The sequence below is a fragment of the Ruegeria sp. HKCCD4315 genome (assembly GCF_013112245.1).
Lineage (GTDB): Bacteria > Pseudomonadota > Alphaproteobacteria > Rhodobacterales > Rhodobacteraceae > Ruegeria.
The window spans coordinates 882,058-897,372 of the sequence record NZ_WVRN01000002.1; the positions used below are offsets into that span (position 1 = coordinate 882,058).

15 protein-coding genes are annotated in these 15,315 nt (G+C 55.9%); 4 read left to right on the forward strand and 11 right to left on the reverse strand.

From position 1 onward, the window contains the following. Positions 1-5 precede the first annotated feature (5 nt). From GS646_RS21780 to GS646_RS21790, 3 genes are all read left to right on the forward strand, one after another. Positions 6-890 carry a TauD/TfdA family dioxygenase gene (locus tag GS646_RS21780; RefSeq protein WP_171187178.1) on the forward strand — a complete coding sequence of 295 codons (885 nt, stop codon included), beginning with the start codon at positions 6-8 and terminating at the stop codon, positions 888-890. Positions 891-978: 88 nt separating this feature from the next. Further along, a complete protein-coding gene (locus tag GS646_RS21785; RefSeq protein ID WP_171647985.1) occupies positions 979-2,640 on the forward strand; it encodes an ABC transporter substrate-binding protein in 1,662 nt (553 codons plus the stop codon). Between the two features lie 64 nt (positions 2,641-2,704). Next, positions 2,705-3,184 carry a DUF2165 family protein gene (locus GS646_RS21790; RefSeq protein WP_253746650.1) on the forward strand — a complete coding sequence of 160 codons (480 nt, stop codon included), beginning with the start codon at positions 2,705-2,707 and terminating at the stop codon, positions 3,182-3,184. Positions 3,185-3,339: 155 nt separating this feature from the next. On the opposite strand, the gene GS646_RS21795 is transcribed toward GS646_RS21790, so the two are convergent. From GS646_RS21795 to GS646_RS21820, 6 genes are read right to left on the reverse strand one after another with little or no spacing between them, the layout of a single operon-like run. Next, positions 3,340-4,356, reverse strand: a complete 1,017-nt coding sequence (locus GS646_RS21795; protein WP_171187184.1) for a proline racemase family protein — start codon at positions 4,354-4,356, stop codon at positions 3,340-3,342. Positions 4,357-4,376: 20 nt separating this feature from the next. Beyond that, positions 4,377-4,823: an SDR family oxidoreductase gene (locus GS646_RS21800; RefSeq protein ID WP_171187186.1), complete on the reverse strand. Its 447-nt coding sequence runs from the start codon at positions 4,821-4,823 to the stop codon at positions 4,377-4,379. Further along, complete coding sequence (locus GS646_RS21805) at positions 4,820-5,644, reverse strand: pyrroline-5-carboxylate reductase (protein ID WP_171187187.1); 825 nt, start codon at positions 5,642-5,644, stop codon at positions 4,820-4,822. Before GS646_RS21805 ends, GS646_RS21800 begins: the two co-directional genes overlap by 4 nt. Positions 5,645-5,651: 7 nt before the next feature. Further along, on the reverse strand, positions 5,652-6,353 hold the full coding sequence (locus GS646_RS21810) for an SDR family oxidoreductase (protein WP_171095408.1): 702 nt from the start codon (positions 6,351-6,353) through the stop codon (positions 5,652-5,654). Positions 6,354-6,373: 20 nt separating this feature from the next. Then, positions 6,374-7,624: an FAD-binding oxidoreductase gene (locus tag GS646_RS21815; RefSeq protein WP_171187189.1), complete on the reverse strand. Its 1,251-nt coding sequence runs from the start codon at positions 7,622-7,624 to the stop codon at positions 6,374-6,376. A gap of 60 nt (positions 7,625-7,684) precedes the next feature. Beyond that, the gene (locus GS646_RS21820; protein ID WP_171187191.1) at positions 7,685-8,575 is read right to left on the reverse strand and encodes a dihydrodipicolinate synthase family protein; all 891 of its coding nucleotides are present in this window, start codon (positions 8,573-8,575) and stop codon (positions 7,685-7,687) included. A 411-nt stretch (positions 8,576-8,986) separates the two neighbouring features. On the opposite strand from GS646_RS21820, the gene GS646_RS21825 reads away from it, so the two are divergent. Further along, entirely contained in the window at positions 8,987-9,709 is a 723-nt protein-coding gene (locus tag GS646_RS21825) for a GntR family transcriptional regulator (protein ID WP_171187193.1), read from the forward strand. A gap of 61 nt (positions 9,710-9,770) precedes the next feature. On the opposite strand, the gene GS646_RS21830 is transcribed toward GS646_RS21825, so the two are convergent. The 5 genes from GS646_RS21830 to GS646_RS21850 form a co-directional block, all read right to left on the reverse strand. Further along, on the reverse strand, positions 9,771-10,901 hold the full coding sequence (locus GS646_RS21830) for a GTP-binding protein (protein ID WP_171095413.1): 1,131 nt from the start codon (positions 10,899-10,901) through the stop codon (positions 9,771-9,773). Between the two features lie 140 nt (positions 10,902-11,041). After that, positions 11,042-11,569 carry a flavin reductase family protein gene (locus GS646_RS21835; protein ID WP_171187195.1) on the reverse strand — a complete coding sequence of 176 codons (528 nt, stop codon included), beginning with the start codon at positions 11,567-11,569 and terminating at the stop codon, positions 11,042-11,044. 96 nt (positions 11,570-11,665) lie between these two features. Beyond that, positions 11,666-12,829 carry an LLM class flavin-dependent oxidoreductase gene (locus GS646_RS21840; RefSeq protein ID WP_171187197.1) on the reverse strand — a complete coding sequence of 388 codons (1,164 nt, stop codon included), beginning with the start codon at positions 12,827-12,829 and terminating at the stop codon, positions 11,666-11,668. Between the two features lie 210 nt (positions 12,830-13,039). Next, on the reverse strand, positions 13,040-13,915 hold the full coding sequence (locus GS646_RS21845; RefSeq protein ID WP_171187200.1) for a helix-turn-helix domain-containing protein: 876 nt from the start codon (positions 13,913-13,915) through the stop codon (positions 13,040-13,042). 249 nt (positions 13,916-14,164) lie between these two features. Further along, positions 14,165-14,926, reverse strand: a complete 762-nt coding sequence (locus GS646_RS21850) for a DnaA N-terminal domain-containing protein (RefSeq protein WP_253746649.1) — start codon at positions 14,924-14,926, stop codon at positions 14,165-14,167. Positions 14,927-15,315: the final 389 nt, after the last annotated feature.

Genomic DNA, 15,315 nt, shown 5'->3' on the forward strand with positions numbered 1-15,315 from the left:
TCGCCATGTCCGCATTTGAAACACGCCCCCTGAACCCGCATTTCGGAGTCGAAGTGACCGGGATCAATCTGACTGACGCAACCGACAGCCGGTTGTTCGGGCAAATACGCGCGCTATTCGAAGAACATTCAGCCCTTTTGTTCCGCGGTCAGGACATCTCGGACGCGCAGCACAAGCAACTGGCCGAACTCTTCGGCCCCATCGAGGATCGCAAAGCTGACGAGCGCAAAAAGGGCGAAAAATTCGAGGTTCCAACAGTTTCCAACGTGCGCGACGACGGTTCGATCACCGAAGAAATGGACCTGCACACGCTGAACCTGAAATCGAATTTTCTTTGGCATTCCGACAGCACATTTCTTCCCACACCGGCGCTGACGAACATCCTGATCAGCCGTGTCGCCACGACCGAGGGCGGTGCCACGGAACTGGCCAGCACCCGCGCAGCCTGGGCGAACATGCCCGAAGACCTGAAGGCAAAAGTGCGCGGACGCGGTATCTGGCATCGCTACAGCCATTCGCGCCGCAAAATCTCGCCCGAACTGGCCGAATTGCCGATGTTCAACAAATGGCCGGACCAGCATTGGAACGCATTGTGGCGCAATCCGGTCAACGGGCGCGAGGCGCTTTACATCGCGTCACACGCCTTCAAACTGGATGGCTACGACGAAGCCGAAGGCCAGGCGATCATCGAAGATCTCATCGATTTCTGCACGCAACCGCAGTTTGTCTATTCCCACAACTGGCAAGTTGGCGACGTCCTGATCTGGGATCAGCGTGCGGTGCTCCATCGCGGCACGCCCTGGCCCTACGAACAGCCGCGCGTTCTGTCGAGTATCTGTTCGACCGTCACGGAAGCCGACGCAATCGAAACCATGCGCAGATCACATTAGAACCCGGCAACCCGGCCGGGCACCACATGGCGAAACCACGCCGCACACACCGAGGGGTCCACCTCACGACCAACAGAGAGGAAAACACATGACTTTCAGAACCCGTACAGGGAAACCATTGCCGAACGTGATCACCGATCAGGCCAGGAAGGTCGGCAACGATGCGGTGAACCGCCGTGAATTTTTGGCCATCGCCAGTTCATTCGGGGCAACAGCAGCCACAGCTTATGCGATGCTGGGTCTGCCCGCGCCCGCCCAGGCTGCTACTGAACCAAAACAAGGTGGCACGGTGCGTATTCAGATGGATGTACGCGGCCTGAAGGACCCGCGTACATTTGACTGGAACGAAATCGCGAATTTTGCCAAAGGCTGGCTGGAAAACCTTGTCGCATATGAAAACGATGGAACCTTTTCGCCCGCGCTGCTGGAAAGTTGGGAGATTTCGGATGACGCGCAAACCTATACTCTGAATGTTCGAAAAGGTGTGACCTGGAATAATGGCGACGAATTTACCGCCGACGATGTGGCGCGCAACATCACCGGTTGGTGCGACAAGTCGGTGGAAGGTAACTCCATGGCCGGGCGTTTCTCGGTTCTGGTCGATCCGGAAACAGAGCGCGCGCTGGAAGGTGCCATCGAAGTTGTCGACACTCACACGGTTCAGCTGAACCTGCCGCGCCCGGACATTTCGCTGATCGCGGGCATGGCAGATTATCCAGCGGCCATCGTGCATTCGTCCCATGACGCGGAAAATATGCTGGGTAACCCGATTGGGACCGGTGCCTACCTGCCGGAAAGCCTTGAGGTTGGCGTAAAAGGCGTTCTGGTCCGCAATGACGACCACACCTGGTGGAATGCCGGCAATGGCGCCTGGCTCGACCGCATCGAGTTCATCGACTTCGGAACCGACCCATCGGCCCACCTTGCGGCGGCGGATGCCGGAGAGATCGACATGGTCTATATCTCGGAAGGCGAGTTCATTGACATCCTGACCGGGCTGGACGGCTGGGTTGAAAACGAGGTTGTCACCATGGCGACCATCGTCATCCGCCCCAACCAACAGGCCGAAGTTGACGGCGTGCAGCCTTATGCCGACAAACGTGTCCGTCAGGCCCTTTCAATGGCGGTGGATAACGCCGTTCTGCTTGAACTTGGGTACGGTGGACGAGGAGCTGTTGCCGCCAACCACCATGTCGGTCCTGCGCATCCGGAATATGCCGATATCGGTATGCCAACCTATGATCCTGCCCAAGCACTGGAATTGATCAAAGAAGCCGGGATGGAAGACTATGAGCACGAGCTGCTGTCAATCGACGATGCGTGGCGCAAAGACACCACGGACGCCGTTGCCGCTCAACTCAGAGACGCCGGTATCAAGGTCAAGCGCACGGTTCTGCCGGGATCGACGTTCTGGAATGACTGGGCAAAGTATCCGTTCAGCTCAACCAACTGGAACCACCGTCCGCTGGGCGTCCAAATCTGGGCGCTGGCCTATCGGTCAGGTGAGCCATGGAACGAGTTTGGCTGGTCCAATCCGGACTTCGACGCAATCCTGGAACAAGCGCTTGCAACTCCAGACGTTGAGAAACGTCGCGAACTGATGGCGGAGGGCGAACAGATTGTCCGCGAAGACGGTGTCACGATCCAACCGTATTGGCGGTCGCTTTATAACCACACGCGCGAAGGACTTGGCGGTGCAGCGCAGCATATTTCCTTGGAAATACGCCCGGCCCAAATGTACTGGAGCTAAAACGCGACGGGGTGGCACAGACCACCCCGTCACATTGGCGGAGTAGGTTACTTTGTTAGAAATAATGGTCCTCGTTGCGCAATCCGCAGCAGTATTTTTCCTTGCGGCTTGGTTGAGCACTGGGTTCGTCGAGAACGTCTTGCATCCGGACCTCAACGAAACGTTCACCGCGCAAGTGCTCAGCATGGAGCGGATGCAAGAAGAGTACCCCGAGGCGTATGAGGTCGTCGCCTATCGCAGCATCGAAAACCCCGCTATTCAAAAGTTTCTGTTCAAGCTGATTGTTTGCTGGGAGGGCCTCGCGACGCTTACGCTTTGGATCGGAGTCGCTTCGCTGATCCTCGCCACCATAGGTGTGATTGAACCAGCCAACGCCAGAGCAATCGGGGTGCTGGGGGTTTTGTTGTTCACCGCCACCTGGGCTGGCTTTTTGATCGTAGGAAACTGGTTCTGTTATTGGTTTTGCCACGAAGGCGCGCAGAATACGCACTACCAGATGACGCTATGGGGTCTGGCAACAATAGTGTTCTTGATTGTCTTTTGATTCCTCACACTTGGTTTCACCCGCAAGCCAATTGCCACTAAGGTCGCGCCTATCCGCTGGGTCCAAACGCTGCCAAGGTTGTACGCCATGCAAAATGCGCGGTCATGATCGTGCAGGGCCGAAATCTGGACGCGCTGTTTAAGCGGCCTCAATCGCTAACCACCCCAGGTGTCTGACAGTCTGAAACCATTTGGAAACGGGTCGCTTGGATCCAACCCGATCTGGCTGATCCCATAGATCCAACATTGCCCGGAAACACGGTTTTGGGTGGCTTGATAGGGCCCAACTTTGGTGAGGCTCAACAGCTCGGTTGTGAACTCTCCGCCGATAATCGAACGTGACACGACCCTGTCGCCGGGCAAGGCCAACCCCGTTGCGTGACGCACTGCCATGTTGGCATTCGATCCGGTGCCACAAGGCGATCTGTCCGCGCGGCCCGGACGCAGTGTTGTGCAGGTTCGCACCGCCCCGTCCGGATCTGTCGACCGGAACATGACATAGGCCAGACCGTTCAGGGCCGACGTGGTCGGGTGCGGAGCACCCTCGATTTCGGCAATCAGATTGCGCAGGGCAACGCCCTGCGTTGCAAGCGCGCGGGCGTTGTCCGGCGTAATCGACAACCCGACCTGATCCACATCAACCAATGCATAGAAGACACCGCCGAAACACAGATCATAGCGGATTGTTCCCCAATCGGGCGTCTGAATTTCAACGTCCTTCTTGGCCACAAAAGCGGGCGGCATATCCAGCGAAACCCGCGTCACCTTCCCGTCTTCACATGTGGCCCGTGCCCGCACAAGGCCCGCCGCTGTGTCCAACGTGACAACGGTTTCAGGGCCGGTTATCGGGATCATTCCAGTTTCCAACAGAGCCGTCACAGCGCACATGGCGTTCGAACCCGACATCGCGTGCGCCTGATCCGGCTGCAGAACAATGAACCCAATATCTGCCTGGGGATCGCAAGCAGGAACCAAAAGGCAAAAAGATCCTGCCGGGGCAGAACGAGGTTCCGAACAAAGCAGCTGGCGCAGGCTGTCATCGACCTTGTTCAGATGGTCCAGCTTGTCAGCCATTGTTGCGCCGGGGATGTCCAGAACTCCTCCTGTAACCACACGGCCAATTTCACCGGCACAATGCACATCGACTGTTTGCAGCGTTCTGGACCAGCGCATGGTTTCTCCCTTTTCGTTTTTCAGACCACCGCCTGAGCACCCGTGATTTCCACCACCGACCCACACAGATATTGCGCCTCGTCCGATGCCAGGAAGGCAACAAGCGCGGCGATCTCATCGGGCTCGCCAATCCGACCAAACGGCACCAGCGCATTCAGGTCATCAAGACTTCGGCCCGAACGCGCCAGATTGCTTTGCAACATCGGTGTCCGAACCTCGCCCGGGGCCACACCATTCACCCGAATGTTGTCCGGCGCATAGTCGCGGGCCAGATTCTGGGTAAAGGCCACAAGCGCAATAGCCCCCTGCCCGAGATCGGTCGCCAGAGCGTCAGCACCGGTTGCATTGCTGTTATAGTGCAGCAGAACACGCGCGCCTTCAGCCGCCAATTCGCGTGCGATGGCCTGGCCAATCGACCCGGTGGACCCCGTCAATAGAACGGTTTTACCGTGCAGATGACGCGTCATTGGACGCCTCTCCCGGATGTTTTGCGGGCATCAGACAACCGCTGCAAAACACTGTCGAGCCCCGTCTTTAATGCGTCGGGACCACGGGCATCTGCAAAGACTTCGAACAATTGCGCGTTCAGCCCGTCCGGGGTGGAGTGTTCAACCCGCAGCGTTTCATAAGGCTTGTCACGATCTTCCATCATCGTGTGCGCGAGCCCGGAAAAAACACCGCTCAGATAGCGCTGCGCGTCCACCCGCCCAATCCCATTGGATTGCATCCAGTCCGCGGCTGCACCCAGCACGCCAAAATACGTGCCCATCAGCGCGCTGGCTGCAGCAAAGGCATCGAACTCCTCTACCGTTTTGGCACTGACCACTGTGCCCAACGCACCAAACAGATCCTCACCCAACGGGTCATGCGGAAACAGGACCGTGACACCGCGATGGTGGGCGACCGATGGCAGAGGGATTGATCGAAACAGGCGCACGTGCGTGCCAATCCAGCCTTGCAAAACTTCATGGGTCAGCGTGGCGATCAGGCTGCACACTTGTTGTCCTTCGGAAAACGTCAGCGGAGACAGCACTGAACGGGCATCTTGCGGACGGACGGCCAGAAACACCAGATCAGAGCAATCAACAACCGCCTGAGCGGACGCGTGAACCTGCACCCGCGCGCTGCTGGCGGCCAGACGCGCGGACACTTCTTGGTTGCGTTTGGTTACGTGAACCTCTGCTATTTCCAGATCGGTCGCCAAAAGGCCGGTCACAACCGCCTCGGTGATCACTCCGGTTCCGACAAATCCCAAACGCAACTGTCGGGCTGACTTTTCGACCTGCATGATCCGCTCACATATGCCGGGTGACGCCGCCATCGACGCGCAAGGATTGGCCGGTGATATAGCTGCTGTCGTCGCTCAGCAGGAAGGCAGCCGCCTTCGCTTGTTCTTCGGCCCTTGCCAACCGGCCCAGCGCGGACATTTCCGCAAATTTATGCGGCAGATCCAGACTGTCGGTAAATCCCGGCAACAAACAGTTCATGCGAATATTCGCCGGGCCATAGCGATCTGAAAACTGTTTGGTAAAACTGGATACACCCACACGATAAACACTTGAGGTCGGAAAGGTCAGCGACGGTTCGAAGGCTGAAAATGTGGTGATATTGACGATTGAGCCACCACCCTGCGCCTCCATCACCGGGGCCAGAAGCTTGGCCATCCGTATAACGGGTTTCAGAACCATCTCATGCGCGCGGTCCCAGTCTTCTTCGGGAATATCCAGCAAATCACCCTTTGGCGGACCCCCCACATGGATCAGGCAGGCATCAATTCGTCCGTAAGTGGCCATGGCCAGATCAAAGGCGGCTTGTGTATCGGCGGCATTCTCTGCCTTGCCGCGATGCGCGACGCCGCCCAGTTCCTGCGCCAGTAACTCGCAGGAATCCGAAGGCGACATCAGCGCCAATTGGTACCCCCGCGCGTGCATCTCGCGTGCCGTGGCGGCACCCATCCCGCGTCCACCACCAATAACTAAACATGTTTTCTCGGCCATGATCCGCTCCTGTTTCAGTGTCAAAATCGATCTATCCGATAGGGGTTCAAATCGATATCGGGCAATTCACCCGAAATAAGTTGTCCCATCAGCTTAGCGGTTGTCGCCGCATAGGTCAGGCCCAGATGGCCGTGACCTGTGGCATAATAAACCCCGGAAACCTTGGCCGACGCAGACATCACCGGCACCGTATCCGGGAAGGCAGGGCGATGGCCCATCCATTCGCTGGAATTGTCGATCCTGAGGTTCGGCAGAGCCTTGCGGGCACGTCCGACCGTGATCTTTGAACGCCGCCAATCCGGGGCAGCGTCCAGACCGGCCATTTCAACCGTGCCGCCCACCCGGATACCGCCAGCAGTGGGTGACACCATGAATGCCATGGCAGGCCAGATGATCGAATGATCCAAACGGATGCCCGGCGCATTGATCTGGGTGTGATAACCGCGCTCAGTCTCAAGCGGGATGGGTTCATCCAGCTTCTTTGACAACCGAGCCGTAAAGGCTCCGGCGGCAAGAACGACCTGATCCGCTTTTATCTGGCGCCCATCTTCCAGCCGCACGTTGGTGACCCGCTCAGCTCGCTCAAAACCAGTCACCTTACCGCGTTGAACCTGACCCCCCAAGCTCACAAACGCCTCAACCAGACGGGTTACAAAGGCATAAGGATCGCGCACCGTTCGGTTATCGGGCAACAGTACCGCCTTTTGAATGACCGGAGAGATTTCGGGTTCCAGATCGTGCAGAGCATCCCGGTTCAGCATCTCATAGCCAAATCCATGGCGGTCCAGCATATCCAGCCGCTCCTGATCTGCAATGAACTCGGCCTCACTTGCATAAAGCGACAGGCAGCCTGTTGTGCTCAGATCACCGGCCAAGCCCAGCTCGGCCATCAGGTTCTCGGTATCGGCCAAGGAACGCTGGCACAGGGCCGCGCCTTGTGCTTCCAGTTGGCGCAGTTTCGATGGCCGCCCGGCCCAGAAAAACCGGGCAAACCAGGGAATCAAATGCGGTGCGTATCTCGGAGAAACACGTATCGGACCTTCGGGATGCAGAAGCCAGCCGGGCGTCTGCCGCCAGACCGACGGGCGCGAGACAGGCATAAACTCCGTCACTGCAATCGAGGCCATGTTGCCGTAAGACGCCCCGCGACCCGGCGTATCGGCGTCGATCAGCGTCACCTGACCACCGCGTTTTTGCAGTTCATACGATATGGCAGAGCCTATGATACCTGCTCCGACAACAACGCTGTGTTTGGGCTGATCCGATTGCATCTGGCGCCACCCTTCGTAGACTGAATGATGACCTGTCAGAGCCATCACTCAGAGATGCGATTACATCGCCAGAATGGGTTGCATGGCCTCAGAAAACTCGGCTTTTTCCGCCTCGGTCAACGGGCCCAGCGGCGCGCGGCATTCACCCACATCCAGTCCCTGCAATGCAGCCCCAAATTTGATCTTCTGCACGAACTTTCCGCTCTCAAGAATGTTCATGGCCCGATACAGCTTTTTCATCAGATCTTTGGCAGCCACCAACTCCCCCGCCTTGTAAAGCCGGTCCAGCTCGCAGCAGGCTTTGGCCATGCAATTCGACGGCCCGCAGATCCAGCTGTCGGCCCCCCAGAACATGAAATCCAACGCGATGTCGTCAGACCCCGAAACCAACTGGATCTTGCCTTCGTAACGCGATGCGATGTCGATCGCGCGCTGCAAAACACCCGAACTTTCCTTGATGCCAATCACGCGCGGATTGTCGGCAAAATGGTCCATCAGATCAAATGAGATGTCGGCACCATCCTTGAGCGGATAGCTATAGAGCACGATGTTCACATCGACCTCGGCCAGAACCGTTTCGTAATGCTTGATCAATTCGTCCTGCGTGGGACGCGTGTAAAACGGAGGCGCGAGCAGAACGTTGTCATACCCGATCTCTTTCGCCATTGCTGTCTGTTCGATCACTTCGCGGGTAGCCGGGGCATTGGTGCCTGCGATCAGGATCTCATCGTCCTTGGCGAAATCCTTGACGAATTTCAGCATCTGACGGCGCTCATCGGTGGACTGGCTGAAATATTCCCCGGTCGAACCGTTCGGGACCCATCCGGTCACGCCCGCGTCGCGAAAATGAGTCAGCAGGTTTTCAAAAGCAGTGAAATTGATTTGGTCATCCGCACCGAAAGGAGTGACCAATGCAGGCATGACGCCCGAAAGTTTGACGTTAAAGCTCATTTGCGGTCCTCTTTTCCTCGCATCGCAAATCCCCCTGCCGCCCAACAGTGGGGAAGAACCACCGTCAAAACGCGCAACCGATACTGGCGCTCTTTTCAGAGCGGGAACACGGCAACAGCAGTCGACCGGGGACTTGATTCCTTTGTGGTTCCTTTCCGTGATTTCGCATATTGTCGATTATATGTCGACAAGATTCACACGCGCGAAACCAACCAAATGGAGCTACGGAACGGCACAGGTACAACTTGGTGTTTGGGTTGCTGGCCTCCTTCACAAAACCGCGCCACGATACGGTGCCTCAAACAGTACGCTACCGTTTGTCAGCCATTGCCTTGTCAACATCCTGCCTAAATGCTTGTTGTTGATACAAACCTCTTCTCGGGTCTTTGCTCCACTGTGGGAAAAATGGAAATGAGCAGAAAACAGATGGAAACGAAGAAACGCGCCAAGGGCGGAGGGTCAAAATACGTCTACGAAACCCTCAAACGCGAGATCCTGTCCCTGGCGTTGAAACCGGGAACGCCACTCGATGAAACCGGCCTGTCGGAACGGTTTTCCATGTCGCGCTCACCCGTACGCGAAGCGCTTGTCCGTTTATCCGCCGAAGGGCTGGTGGTCATGCTTTCGAACCGCTCGACCCTTGTCGCGCCGATCAACTTGACCGAGTTTCCCCGTTATGTCGAAGCTTTGGATTTCCTGCAGCGGATCAACACAAGGCTTGCCGCGCAAAACAGATCCGACAGCGAGATAGAACTGATGAAGAAGGAAGCAGAGGCGTTTGACCAAGCCTGTGTTGCAAACGACTATCTCGCAATGTCCGCCAGCAATCGCGACTTTCACATGACCATCGCCCAGGCAGGTAAAAACCCGTATTTGGCGCGCGCCTATGGCCAGCTTTTGGACGAAGGCCGCCGTATCCTTCATATGCACTTCGACTATATTCAATCTTCAGCCACCGACACCCTATTGGGGTCAGAACACGAGGACATGATCACAGCGATCCGGGACCGTGACATCGCGCGCGCGGACCATTTGGCCCATGAACATACGCGACAATTTCACAAACGGTTCGTTGACTTCCTAAGTGCGCAATACAACGAAGACTTTGATTTCGCTGTGTCGACTTTGACCTAGAAACCTAGGCGAAATCAGCATGTCGTTCTATTGACCGCGCCAGTCCGCACAGGTCAGCGTTTCAATCACTGCCCCGCGCGGCTTGAACAGACATCGCGTCGGCGTGCTCAGGTTTGCGAAGCAAATCAAGGCTTCGCTGTATCTCGGGTTTGCTCAGGTTGCGGCCAATCAACACGATACGTGTCCGCCGGTCATTGCCGGTCCAGTTCTTCAACGGAACTGGCGGGTCAAAGATGTGCTGGACACCGTGAAACGCAAACGGCGTCTCGATCCCTTCGAGAAACAAAATACCTTTCACGCGCAGGATGTCGTAACCCTTGTAGGCGATCAAAGTGTCAAACCACTTGTCAAAAACCGCGTCATCCAACGCCTCGTCCAGAACAATCGAAACGGATGAGATATCAGTGTCATGGCGACTAAACTCGGATGTCGTCACAGGTTTTGAGACGGACGTTGCCATCAACCCTGAAAGGTTGCCCAGTGGATCGTTGACCACCTTCGGTGTCGTCCAGGAAATAGCCTCGTGTTGATGCGCGTCCTCGCGCATGCTCGTCAGGTTCCAAAGCTTTTTCAATGCGAATTCATGATCTGACCGGCGAAGAATGTCGGCCGTCGGATTCAGATCGCGCAGTCTGTCAGTCACGGCTTTCGCTGAAGCTTTGGAAACAAGGTCTGTTTTGCTCAGCACGATCAGATCGGCCATCGCGACCTGCGACACGGCCTCGAATTGGGCATCCAGTGTCGCGGGTCCGTTCACCGCATCCACCACCGTAACGACACCATCCATGCGTGTATTGCGCGCAAGAAATGAATCCACCAGCAGCGTCTGAAGGATCGGTCCCGGATCTGCCAGCCCTGTGGTTTCAATCACCACCCTGTCAAAGCTGAGCATACCTTCATCCCGCCGCGCGAGCAGTTTGACAAAAGTGTCCGACAGATCACCACGGATGGAACAACACAAACAACCCGACGACATCAGCATGACATCGCCGTTCACCGTTTCGATCAGGTCATGGTCCAGCCCTGCTTCACCAAACTCATTCACAATGACCGCAATGCGCCCCGAAGATGAATCCGAAAGCACCTGGTTCAGCAACGTTGTTTTCCCTGCCCCCAGAAAACCCGTAAGCAACGTTACGGGAACGCGTAGGTCGTCAGTTTGCTCTGGCTGAGTTTGGGAGGCATGGGTCATAAACATCGCAAGCTCTGTTTTGTAATAACATTACATCACTAAAGCGATTCAATTGTGCTGTCCAGTCAGGCACAGACCAAGTTGCTCAAGCGGCCCGGGAAAGGAACGGGCATGCCAAAGACCAACGCCTTTGGTCCTCCTCACTGATCGGTCACTGGACGATCAAGCGCGCCGAAGGTGCTATGGAAATAAAACAGTGAACCGGTACTCTCGTTTTGCCGGATATTCACCACGCGACCAATCATGAGCCTTTGGTTGCCACAGGGGTGCACGTCTTCAACAGCGCATTCCATGCACACCGAGAAATCCGGCAGGATCGGAAGCCCTTGCGTGCCAGCTTGCCATTCCAGATCCCTGAACTTGTCGTCGCTGCGACCAGCAAAATGCGCGGCAATCTCTTTTTGTTCGTCTCGCAGAATATGAACCGCATAGAACCGTGCCCGCGCAAAGCTATCGAAGCTGCGCGATTTGGGGCCGATTGTCCAAAGAACCATCGGCGGCGACAGTGCAGCCGAGGTAAAGCTGTTTGACGTCAGCCCAATTGGCCGCCCCTCAATATCCAAAGCGGTGACAATCGCGACACCTGTGGGAAAGTGACCGCAAGCTTGGCGGAACGCCGTTTCGTCCACGGATTCGTGCTCCGAAGCCGTTATTTTTGGGGTGCTCATAACTGTGCAACCTTGCGTGAGACAGAGCCACGCGCGCAACATTGCGTGGCGCGTGACCCTTGATTGCCTGGCAGTAAAGACAAGAAAACCTGAACCCTAACCTGCAGTGCCGGTTTCTTTTTCATACCGTTCCGTGGCTTCAGCAACTGCCTTCAGTTGCTTCTCTGCCAACCCATCACGGCGCGCTTGCGCGCGGTCTGCGGCTGCCTGCAAACCGCCACCGGAAGACTGGAAATGCGGCATGACTTCGCGCGCAAAAAGCTCAAAGCTTTTTGACGTAGCCGCCTTGTTCGCCCAGTTATGCGCAAGCGTCAGGTAAGCGCCGAACCCGCCATTGCTTTGTTCGACAAGTTCGTTGATCTGCTTGACCATCATTTCGGGCGTGCCGATCACACCGAGACCACCATTCACGAAATCAATCATCTCATCCAGATTGCCACCTTCGACGGCCATCTGTGGGAAGGCTGCCACGTTCTGGAAATACCTGAACCATTGGGTCATTCCGTATTTCACATCTTCGCGGGCCTGTTCTTCGGTTTCCGCAAGGTGCATCAACCCGACCAGCCGCCATTTCGCGCGATCCGCGACCTGACCATATTCTGCCGCTGCCTGTTCTTGAATGGTCCAGTGATGTGCAAGAACATCCATGCCCACGGCAACGGTTGCGCCCAATGACAACAGACCAGCCCCGTAGCGCCCAGCCAGTTTAGCTCCGGAAGGCGAGGCCACAGCAGCAACAGCCAGATCGAACAACGGATCGGAATACGGTCGCAGATGCACCCGCGCATCTTTCAACGTCAGTCGGTCAGACTGGTAGTTGATCGGCTCGTCCGTCGTCAGCAGTTTATAGGCAATATCAATGTATTCCTCAAAGATCGGGCGCATCTGCTGAGGTTCGAGGCCAAGCATGGATGCATCCGTAGGCAAGGCACCCGGCCCCATACCGAACATCACGCGCCCACGCGTGAGATGATCCAGCAGAACCATGCGCTCTACCGTCCATAGGGGGTTGTGATAGGGCATCGACACGACGCCTGTCCCCAGTTTGATGCGCTGGGTGCGCTCGGCGGCGGCCATGATGAAAATCTCAGGGGATGCGATGATCTCGCTACCGGCGGAATGATGTTCCCCGATCCACGCCTCATCATAGCCCAGCGTGTCCAGATGCTGGAGCAGTTCAAGATCGTCTTCCAGTGAAATCGTTGGGTTATGCCCCGGCGCGTGAAACGGAGCCATGAAAATCCCGAAGTTCATCCGCATAGGTATCCTCCCGTTAAGTCCATGCGGCGCTGCTTGCGCGCAGCGCACCTTACTGCCGCTGACGCGGGATCACCCGAAACGTCAGGGCACAGGATCCGCTAAGTCAATCAAGCTGGCCCGGCAAACTCTTGGAGGATTCTGTGAATTTCTTGCACAATCTTGCACAGGCTCGCGTTATCCCTGCCCTGCGAGTGGATCGGGAAAAACGGTTCACGTTCTGCGCAAAGATCCTGGTGTCACGCCCTTTATTTTCTTGAACACACGGTTCATGTGCGGTTGGTCATAAAACCCGCAATCCAAAGCGATGTTCTTTATGGGTTTGCGCGTGTTGCGCAATTGGGAAACCGCACGTTCCACCCGCTGCGTCAGGACATAATCGTGAAAGGAATGCCCGAAGGTCGATTTGAACTTGCGCATGAAATTCCAGTCCCCAAGACCCATTTCGGCCGCAGCTTGTTCGTAAGACAATTTCTCGCGCAACTGGTCCTGAACAAAAGCGACAACGCGGTTTGTTTCAGCGCGCGAGAGTTTGCCAAAACGTGCGGCAGATCCAAATCGGGTGTCAGCATATTTCCGCAGCAGTCTGACCGACATCTCCCGTGCAGCCGCTTCGACGATCAAAGAGCCCCCAACACTGTTTTCTCCGACCTCGGTTTTGATAACCGAAACGCATCTGGAAATACCGGGGTCGCGTGCCTTCAAAGTATCCCGTAAGCGAATGTCGCGCACATCCTGTTCGTAGACTTCGTTGGCGACGCTCTCGACCAGTTCCGCGCTAAGATAGACATGAGATACTTCAACCGTTTCGGACCACGCCCATTCCGATCTGTCTGACTTATTCAAAAGTGTAAGATCACCCACTCCAAGGCTGTAGTCGCTCCAAGTGTTGCCCACTTTTCGCTGCACAGGTGTGCGGCCTTTGTCGTAGGCAATCACCAGAAAATCTTCCATTGGCGGCAGCTCGATTTCCATCCCAAGATGCCTGTAGCTTCGGTAATTGATGCCAGACCATCCGCGCCCGTCGCCACTGCCCAACAAATTTCCCGGTGCGTAGTCCGGGAGCTGTTTATAGGAAATTTCGCTCATTCTCCCTTCCCCCTGAAGCTGAGCGCTCAAGGGCTCAACAGGCAATCGGTCGACAAACGTGTCAGGTCAGGCAACTGGTGGATACCTGACAAAGTAAACTATGGCCCCTCGCGACCTGTCAAGTTCAGGCGCTACAAGCCGGGTCACCGTGAACCCGTCTTGTTGACGTACACTTTATCCACTTGGATCAGTCTTTCCCGTTCAGTGAAGGCTTTTGGTCAAGACCCGCTCACATCAGTCCGGCAGGCTTCACTCGGTTGATTCCACGCGCACAACTCTGACAGCGGGATCCACCCGGCTATACGCCGCAAGCAAACGCTGGCTCCACTTTTGCGAGATGTAGTCGGCCATGAACCGCGACGGCGCATTAAGGGTCACAGACCCCCCTGCCCTTTCACCTTCGGACAGGTGCTGAAACCAACTGGCCCAAAGTTCAGGATCGCGACCGTGAAGAATCGACTGAACCTGTGACCATACATCACCCTCGCCAACTTCGCTGGTTGCAGGCTTGATTGCGAAAGGCACGATGTTTGTTTCCGCTTCAGGCTCATCTGTCATTCGCGCGTGGAAATCAGAACCTATGACCGGCCAGACCTCTTGCGTGTCGATCATGATCTGCTTGAGGTCAATTTCGTAAACGGCAACTCTGCCACGCGCCGCGGGTCTTTTGACCGTTACCCAGCCTAATGCGCGAAATTTGGACATTTCGCGCTTTACCGTCCTTTCGTTCACTGTCCAAAGGCGCGCAATTTCTTCACGCCCGATCGACAATTCATTGCTTCGCCAGTTATATCGGGTCGTAATCAAAGCAATGATGCGCAGGATACTGCGCTGTCGATGTTTGTCTCCGGACAACGCATGAACGGTCAGCGCAGAGAGTATATCATATTTCAAGGCCGCTGCATTACGCCCGACCGGTTTAGCCAGCTGCATACCCGTTCTCACCGCTTCATCTGCCTCAGACGGGTTTTCCCCGCCGTTTTCGCGCCGTTTGCCAACGCTTTTCGTCATCTTGGCCTAATTAGCGTCCAAAGCTTCGATTCTGTCAAGAAGAGTCTGAATTCAGGCGAAATTTGCGCCCATTCCAATTCAAATTTAAAAAGAATCTGGTGAAGTATTGGTGAGGGGGGACATCTTGGTTGTCCCCTTATTTGCCCTTTGTGTCCCCCTATATATGGGTTTTGGGTCTAAGCTGTCCCCCTAAATACCGGGGTGTGAGGGTCTGTGTTCCATGTGGCGGCACGGTAGGTCTGCCGAATCGATTCCAACCCCTAAAGGCTTTGTTTTCTTACCCGTGGGTAAGATTACAGTCTCATCATATTTTCTTTTGCGTAAAGTGCAAATCGGTCGTAAATAGAAAACGAACAGAAATTTACGTTCCAAACAAAGAGACCCGAGGC

Coding starts and splice junctions, on each gene's coding strand:
- GS646_RS21780 (WP_171187178.1), top strand. CDS start 6: ATGTCCGCATTTGAAACACGCCCCCTGAACCCGCATTTCGGAGTCGAA.
- GS646_RS21785 (WP_171647985.1), top strand. CDS start 979: ATGACTTTCAGAACCCGTACAGGGAAACCATTGCCGAACGTGATCACC.
- GS646_RS21790 (WP_253746650.1), top strand. CDS start 2,705: ATGGTCCTCGTTGCGCAATCCGCAGCAGTATTTTTCCTTGCGGCTTGG.
- GS646_RS21795 (WP_171187184.1), bottom strand. CDS start 4,356: ATGCGCTGGTCCAGAACGCTGCAAACAGTCGATGTGCATTGTGCCGGT.
- GS646_RS21800 (WP_171187186.1), bottom strand. CDS start 4,823: ATGACGCGTCATCTGCACGGTAAAACCGTTCTATTGACGGGGTCCACC.
- GS646_RS21805 (WP_171187187.1), bottom strand. CDS start 5,644: ATGCAGGTCGAAAAGTCAGCCCGACAGTTGCGTTTGGGATTTGTCGGA.
- GS646_RS21810 (WP_171095408.1), bottom strand. CDS start 6,353: ATGGCCGAGAAAACATGTTTAGTTATTGGTGGTGGACGCGGGATGGGT.
- GS646_RS21815 (WP_171187189.1), bottom strand. CDS start 7,624: ATGCAATCGGATCAGCCCAAACACAGCGTTGTTGTCGGAGCAGGTATC.
- GS646_RS21820 (WP_171187191.1), bottom strand. CDS start 8,575: ATGAGCTTTAACGTCAAACTTTCGGGCGTCATGCCTGCATTGGTCACT.
- GS646_RS21825 (WP_171187193.1), top strand. CDS start 8,987: ATGAGCAGAAAACAGATGGAAACGAAGAAACGCGCCAAGGGCGGAGGG.
- GS646_RS21830 (WP_171095413.1), bottom strand. CDS start 10,901: ATGACCCATGCCTCCCAAACTCAGCCAGAGCAAACTGACGACCTACGC.
- GS646_RS21835 (WP_171187195.1), bottom strand. CDS start 11,569: ATGAGCACCCCAAAAATAACGGCTTCGGAGCACGAATCCGTGGACGAA.
- GS646_RS21840 (WP_171187197.1), bottom strand. CDS start 12,829: ATGCGGATGAACTTCGGGATTTTCATGGCTCCGTTTCACGCGCCGGGG.
- GS646_RS21845 (WP_171187200.1), bottom strand. CDS start 13,915: ATGAGCGAAATTTCCTATAAACAGCTCCCGGACTACGCACCGGGAAAT.
- GS646_RS21850 (WP_253746649.1), bottom strand. CDS start 14,926: ATGACGAAAAGCGTTGGCAAACGGCGCGAAAACGGCGGGGAAAACCCG.